Source organism: Dehalococcoidia bacterium (genome assembly GCA_035574915.1).
GTDB lineage: Bacteria > Chloroflexota > Dehalococcoidia > DSTF01 > WHTK01 > DATLYJ01.
On sequence record DATLYJ010000047.1, the window covers coordinates 24,144 to 30,402 of the forward strand.

General features: G+C 67.8%; 8 protein-coding genes. 6 read left to right on the top strand and 2 right to left on the bottom strand.

All coding sequences use genetic code 11. The annotated features are described in order from the left end of the window. Nucleotides 1-20: 20 nt before the first annotated feature. On the bottom strand, nucleotides 21-410 hold the full coding sequence (locus tag VNN10_04270; GenBank protein HXH21223.1) for a hypothetical protein: 390 nt from the start codon (nucleotides 408-410) through the stop codon (nucleotides 21-23). A 484-nt stretch (nucleotides 411-894) separates the two neighbouring features. On the opposite strand from VNN10_04270, the gene VNN10_04275 reads away from it, so the two are divergent. From VNN10_04275 to VNN10_04300, 6 genes are all read left to right on the top strand, one after another. Beyond that, the gene (locus VNN10_04275) at nucleotides 895-1,803 is read left to right on the top strand and encodes a DUF2520 domain-containing protein (protein ID HXH21224.1); all 909 of its coding nucleotides are present in this window, start codon (nucleotides 895-897) and stop codon (nucleotides 1,801-1,803) included. Further along, on the top strand, nucleotides 1,800-2,177 hold the full coding sequence (panD, locus tag VNN10_04280; protein ID HXH21225.1) for an aspartate 1-decarboxylase: 378 nt from the start codon (nucleotides 1,800-1,802) through the stop codon (nucleotides 2,175-2,177). Before VNN10_04275 ends, panD begins: the two co-directional genes overlap by 4 nt. Before the next feature lie 48 nt (nucleotides 2,178-2,225). Further along, the gene (panB, locus tag VNN10_04285; GenBank protein HXH21226.1) at nucleotides 2,226-3,068 is read left to right on the top strand and encodes a 3-methyl-2-oxobutanoate hydroxymethyltransferase; all 843 of its coding nucleotides are present in this window, start codon (nucleotides 2,226-2,228) and stop codon (nucleotides 3,066-3,068) included. A 14-nt stretch (nucleotides 3,069-3,082) separates the two neighbouring features. Continuing rightward, nucleotides 3,083-3,919 carry a pantoate--beta-alanine ligase gene (gene panC / locus VNN10_04290; GenBank protein ID HXH21227.1) on the top strand — a complete coding sequence of 279 codons (837 nt, stop codon included), beginning with the start codon at nucleotides 3,083-3,085 and terminating at the stop codon, nucleotides 3,917-3,919. 663 nt (nucleotides 3,920-4,582) lie between these two features. Further along, nucleotides 4,583-5,212 carry a hypothetical protein gene (locus tag VNN10_04295; GenBank protein ID HXH21228.1) on the top strand — a complete coding sequence of 210 codons (630 nt, stop codon included), beginning with the start codon at nucleotides 4,583-4,585 and terminating at the stop codon, nucleotides 5,210-5,212. After that, complete coding sequence (locus tag VNN10_04300) at nucleotides 5,212-5,985, top strand: glycosyltransferase (GenBank protein HXH21229.1); 774 nt, start codon at nucleotides 5,212-5,214, stop codon at nucleotides 5,983-5,985. The genes VNN10_04295 and VNN10_04300 overlap by 1 nt, the downstream gene beginning before the upstream one ends. A gap of 3 nt (nucleotides 5,986-5,988) precedes the next feature. On the opposite strand, the gene VNN10_04305 is transcribed toward VNN10_04300, so the two are convergent. Then, nucleotides 5,989-6,259: nicotinate phosphoribosyltransferase (locus tag VNN10_04305; GenBank protein HXH21230.1), on the bottom strand; the 271-nt coding region annotated here is incomplete at its 5' end.

Consider the following 6,259-nt stretch of genomic DNA (forward strand, 5'->3'; position numbering starts at 1 on the left):
TCAGTACGAGGCGGTGGAGGTCAACGGTTGAGTTGAGCCGCGCAGCGGCGCCGAGGCCCCTCAAGTCCAACGCCACAGATCACCCTGGTGAGGTCCACCTCGACTAAGCCGTCAGCCTTCACGTGATACTGGTCGAGATCAGCATGGGCCGGGCCATAGATCCGTTCACCCAAGACCGTAAACGTGTTCAACTGACAGGGCTCGCGGAAGAGCCCTTCGGGATGGCCAAAGCCCTCGAGCAGGCTCCTGTTCGCCGGGTCCTCCGGCCCGTGCCACACGAGCCGGCAACGTGCCCTGGCAGGCTCGGCGCTCAGCCTTGACGCCTGGTACGGGTCCAGGTCGTAGAAAGCACGGAACTCGCCGTCAGGCAGCCTCACCAGGTAGAAGCGGTGATCGCGGAAGTGAGTCACACTGCCGGGTGCAAACCGGCTCTCGTGTCCGGCCACAATCAGCCGGGGACCAGTCGCCCCGCGGGGGTAGAGGAAGTCGATGACAAGGAAGCCTGACGCAAGGAGGGCAGACGCAATTGCGGCCCAGGTGAGACCGGTAAGCGACCAAGCCGGCGCCAAATACCTCACCTAGCTCGTACCCCACATCTGTTTCACGAACACATATTACATAAGCAAGACCGCCGAACCTGACTTGTCCGGGGCGCGCGTGCGGGAGGATTGTACGGACATTCGTCCGAAAGGCAGTTGACAGGTACGCCGCAATTGCTAGACTGCCTTTGCGGTCGATCCTCGGTCGGAGGACGGCCAGCAGCAGGATCTCCGCCCGGAGGCGGAAGCAGAGCCAGGCTCGCCCGGATCCCGAAGAGGACCGGGACGGCACAGAGAGGGCGCGAAGACGTCCTTCCCGTGTGCCCTTTTGGTCGGAGACCGGAAGGGTTTTTCGTTGGCGGCAACGAAAAAAAACATCGGGTTCATCGGGGCAGGCCGTGTCGGCGGCGCGCTCGCCATTTCTCTCCACGAAGCCGGTTATCCCGTCGTTGCCGTGGCCAGCCGCAGCCCCGAGGCTGCCGCGGCGCTAGCGGACCACATCCCGGGCTGCCAGGCGGTCACTCCTCAGGAAGTCGTCGACCGGAGCGAGGTCGTCTTCATCACGACCCCGGACGCCGCGATCCGTCCGGTGTGCGAATCTCTGACCTGGCGTGCCGGCATGGCTGCCGTCCACACCAGCGGCTCCGAGTCGAGCGCGCTGCTGGAGAAGGCGGCGCGAGAGGGCGCGGCGACGGGCTCGCTGCACCCGCTGCAGACGTTCGCCGATGCGCGCGAAGCCAGGACGAACCTGCCGGCCTCATACTTTGCCGTCGAGGCGGAGGGGTGGCTGCGGCTTACGCTGCTGGAGATCGTAGCTGCCCTCCAGGGCACGGCGATCGAGCTGCGTCCGGAGGACAAGGCCCTCTACCACGCGTCGGCTACCATCCTGAGCAACTACACCGTCACGCTGGCGAAGCTGGCGAGCGACCTCTGGTTGCGGTTCGGCTGGGAGCGGCCGGCGGCCCTGCGCGCGCTGCTGCCGCTCCTCAAAGGGGCCGTCAACAATGTCGAGTCGCTCGGCATCCCCCTGGCGCTGACCGGGCCGATCGCCCGCGGCGACGTGCAAACCGTCGAGCGCCACATCGCGGCGCTGCGCGAAGCCGCGCCCGACGTGCTCCCCGTATACCGCGAGCTCGCACTGCAGACCATACCGGTCGCCCTGGCCGCGGGCGGCCTTTCGAACCCCGCCGCAGAAGCGCTGAGGATGGTGTTGGAGCGGGAACAGCCCGCTGGCAGCAGGGAAGGAGCCAGGCCGCAGACATGAGGATGATGCTGAAGGGGAAGATCCACCGCGCCACGGTGACCGAGGCGAACGTCGACTACGAGGGCAGCATAACCATCGACCCGGTGCTGATGGACGCCGCCGGCATCGTGCAGTTCGAGCAGGTGCACGTGCTGGACATTAACAACGGCGCGCGGCTGACGACTTACGCCATCGAGGGCGAGCCGGGGAGCGGTGTGATCTGCATGAATGGCGCGGCGGCGCGCCTTGTCCACAAGGGCGACCTGGTCATCATCCTGGCCTACGACCTGCTGACCGAGGAGGAAGCGCAGGGACACAAGCCCTACCTGGTCTACGTGAACGAGCGCAACGAGATCGTCAGGACCGCGCGGGACATCCCGGTTGGAGTGCACTGAGAACGTGGGGTGCCGGGCTCCGGCCTGCCACCTCCAAGGAGGCCAGAGATGGCTCGGATAACAGTCGAGGAGATAAAGGCCAAGAAGCAGCGCGGCGAGCGGCTGGTCATGCTCACCGCCTACGACTATCCCTCCGCGCGCCTCGCGGAGGAGGCGGGTGTCGACATGATCCTGGTCGGCGACACGCTGGGAATGGTGGTGCTCGGCTACGACTCCACCATCCCCGTCACGATGGAGGACATGATCCACCACACGAAAGCGGTCGTACGGGGCAGCGAGCGCGCGATGGTGATCGGCGACATGCCGTTCATGAGCTTCCAGACGGGCGTGGACGACGCCATGCGGAACGCCGGCCGCTTCCTCAAAGAGGCCGGGTGCCAGGCGGTGAAGCTGGAGGGCGGCGTGCACATGGCGGAGACCGTCCGCCGCCTGGTGCAGGTCGGGATACCCGTGGTCGGGCACATCGGCCTGACGCCGCAGTCGGTGAACCAGCTCAGCGGCTTCAAGGTGCAAGGCAGGACGCCCGAGGCGGCGGAGCGGCTGATGGAGGACGCGATAGCGCTCCAGCAGGCGGGCGCCTTCGCCATTGTCCTGGAGCTGATACCCGCGCCTCTTGCCAAGCTCATCAGCCAGCGGCTGCGCGTCCCGACGATAGGCATCGGCGCCGGCGCTGGCTGCGACGGCCAGGTGCAGGTATGGCACGACATCCTGGGCCTGTACTCGTCGTTCGTGCCCAGGCACGCGAAGCAGTACGCCCAGATCGGCGACGCTATCCGCGACGCCATCAGCCGTTACGTCGCTGAGGTGCGATCGGGTGAGTTCCCGACCCAGAAGGAGAGCTTCCGCATGGACGAGAGGGTCCTGCAGGAGCTAGCAGCCGCCAAGGCGTAGCGCGGGTAAGGCGCTTGCAGGTCCTGCGGACAATCGCCGACTTCCGGCGCGAGCGCGGGGCTCTCTCTGGCAGCCTCGGCTTCGTGCCCACGATGGGTTATCTGCACGAGGGGCACATGTCCCTCGTCAGGGCGGCGCGCGAGGGCAACGAACACGCCGCCGTGAGCATCTTCGTGAACCCGACGCAGTTCGGGCCGAACGAAGACTTCTCCAGCTATCCGAGGGACGAAGAGCGAGACCTCTCGATGTTGCGGGACGCGGGCGTTGACCTGGTGTTCATGCCCTCCGCGGCAGAGATGTACCCCGAGGGCGCGACGACTTTCGTGGACCCGGGACCGATCGCCGAGGTGCTGGAGGGCAAGTTCCGGCCGGGGCACTTCCGCGGGGTCGCCACCGTGGTCCTCAAGCTGTTCGAGATCGTCCGGCCGACGCGCGCCTACTTCGGGCGCAAGGACGCGCAGCAACTGCTCGTGATCCGCCGGATGGTCCGCGACCTGAACCTCGATGTCGAGATCGTCCCCATGCCGACCCTGCGCGAGCCGGACGGCCTCGCCATGAGCAGCCGAAACGTCTACCTCTCCCCGAGCGAGAGGAAGCAGGCCCTCTGTCTCTACAGGGCGCTGACGCTGGCGCAGGAGATGTGGACCCGCGGCGTGCGGGACGCGGAGGCCTACCGCTCACGCATGCGGGAGGTGATCGAGGCCGAGCCGGGCGCGGTGATCGATTACGTGAGCGTGGCTCACCCCGAGTCGCTGCAGGAGCTAGAGCGCATCCAGGGGCCGGCGCTCGTGTCGCTGGCGGTCCGCATCGGCCGGGCCCGGCTGATCGACAACGTTACCCTGGGGGAGTAGGTCCGGTTGGTGCGGGCCGGCGCGGTGCGGTCTCTGGCCTTCGTTGGCCGTTAGTGACGGCTGGTGTCCCCCGAGGGGGGTGCGCGAGAGGGATCAGGAGTCTGGCGCCGTAGCTGCCCCTCACGGTGGTGTGGGACTCGAGGCTGCGCCGCCGTGGTGAGGGGGCGGGGGCGCTCGCCTTCGCTGCGCTCGGCTCGCGTAGGAGGGTGGGGGGGACACCCCCCACGCCCCCCGGCAGAGGGCTGCGCCCTCTGCGCTCCGCTCGCGGATGACTTCGGTTGGGGGCGAGGGCGCTCGCCTTCGCTGCGCTCGGCTGGCGGAGGGGGTGGGGGGATAGTCCCCCGCGCCCCGGGCCGAGGGCTGCGCCCTCTGCGCTCCGCTGCGGCGCGCGGCGGAGCGGCCGTTGCTATCCGGCGGCCTGGGCTGCGCTTGCGGCAGAGGGCTACGCCCCCTGCATTCCGCTCTGGGGCGACTTCCGTTGCGCCATGAGCGCGGCCCGGTGGTGGCGGGCTGCCTGGTCTACGGCGCGGAACTTGGTCGGGGCGGAGGTGTGGCAACGGGTGGCGACTGGGCGCGCTTCCGACCGTGGGCTCGCGTCGAGGCCAAAGGGGCGGACGCGGCTTGTTCCTATCGGGACGGCTGAGGACTATGCTCTAGGCAAAGATGACAGCTACTTCTGCGTTTCCCGGCGAGGCAGCGCGCCAGCTCTATATCGACCGCAGGGTCGTGACGGTAAAACCGGACCGGATCGACGTACATCCGGCGCGGAGCATCATTTTCCTGCCGCTGCTAGGCCTGGCCCTGGGAATCAGCGTCTTCCCGGCGATGTACTTCTGGGGCGAGTCGCTGAGTCTCGCACTGCGGTTCGCGCTGACGGCGGCAGCGATCGTGATAATCCCTGTTGCCGGCATGGGGCTGGTGTACAGCATCGCCGGCGCCCACATCGTCATCGAACGCCAGAAGCAGTCGGCGGTGCTGCAGCAGGGCTTCCTCGGCATGGGGGTCGGCACGCAGGAGCTGATCCCCTTCTGGAAGATCGACAAGGTCCTGGTCCGGGAGCTAACGCCGCACGACTACCGCGGCCACCAGGAGGACTTTGCGCAGTACGAGATCGCGATCGTCAAGGTCAGCGGCAAGGAAATCCCGGTCGGACTGGTTACGGTCCTTCGCGCCGAGGAGAAGGAGGGACTGGCGCGGGCGCGGGAGGTCGCGGCCGCGATCGCGGAGATGTGCGGCACGAAGGTCTCGGTTTCACGCGCGCGCGAGCAGAAGCCGAAGGACGGGAGGCGCTGATGCCTGCGCCACACCTCTCTCTCGTGGTGCCTTCCTTCGACGAGGAGAGGCGGATTGTGGCCTCGCTGGAGCGCATTGGCGCCTTCCTGGTGACGCTGGACTTCGACAGCGAGGTCATCGTGGTCGACGACGGGAGCGGCGAGCCGGGACTGCGCGCCAACGAAGTGGGGCTCGCGCGCTTGCCGGCGCGCGTCCGCGGCCGGCTGATCAGGCACGAAGTGAATCGGGGAAAGGGAGCAGCCGTGCGGACGGGCTGCCTCGCTGCCGAGGGCGACTACGTGGCCTTCATAGACGCGGACCTGGCGACGCCGCCGGAAGACCTCGTGGGCTTGATCAGAGAACTGGATGCGGGCGCCGACGTAGCGATCGGCATAAGGCGCCAGGAGGACGGGAGCGACATGCGCGCCCGGCGTTCACTGCCGCGACGCGCTGCCGGACAGATCTTCGCTTTCGCCATGCGCACTCTGCTCCTGCCAGACATCGCGGACAGCCAGTGCCCGCTGAAGGCGTTTCGCCGCCCGGCGGCGCAGCGGCTCTTCCGGCTGCAGCGCATCGATACGTGGTCCTTCGACGCCGAGGTGCTGTATCTCGCCTATCGTCTGGGGCTGAAGGTGGCGAGGGTGCCGGTGCGCTGGCAGGCGGTGGCCGGCTCCCACTTTCGTTTCAATCTGAAGAGCGCGCTGGAACTCTGGAACCTGCTCCGCATCCGCCTCGCCCACCGCTCGGTATCGCCACGGACACTGCTCGAAGAGGCGCCCGAGCCCGCCGGCTAATTCTCAGCGGCTCAGACCCTGTCTCAATCGCGCGGCCTCTGCCTGGAGCGCGGCGCTCACTGTCACCGAATAAGGGGTCCTGGCCGGGGATAGGGAAAGCAGCTCCTCCGGGAGCATGGCCAGCTGCGCCCGGCAGCGAGCCCGCGCCTCCTCAAGGGAGGAGGCGCCGGCAGCGGTCCTCCGGCCGGCATGCATGACCTCGACCATCAGCGGCTCGCCGGGAAGAGACTCGGAGGCCAGGGCGATGACGTCTCCGGCGAAGCGGCCATGTTCG

Excerpts from the sequence above, each read along its gene's own strand:
- panD (HXH21225.1), top strand. The coding sequence starts at position 1,800 with ATGAGGATGATGCTGAAGGGGAAGATCCACCGCGCCACGGTGACCGAG.
- panB (HXH21226.1), top strand. The coding sequence starts at position 2,226 with ATGGCTCGGATAACAGTCGAGGAGATAAAGGCCAAGAAGCAGCGCGGC.
- VNN10_04295 (HXH21228.1), top strand. The coding sequence starts at position 4,583 with ATGACAGCTACTTCTGCGTTTCCCGGCGAGGCAGCGCGCCAGCTCTAT.
- VNN10_04300 (HXH21229.1), top strand. The coding sequence starts at position 5,212 with ATGCCTGCGCCACACCTCTCTCTCGTGGTGCCTTCCTTCGACGAGGAG.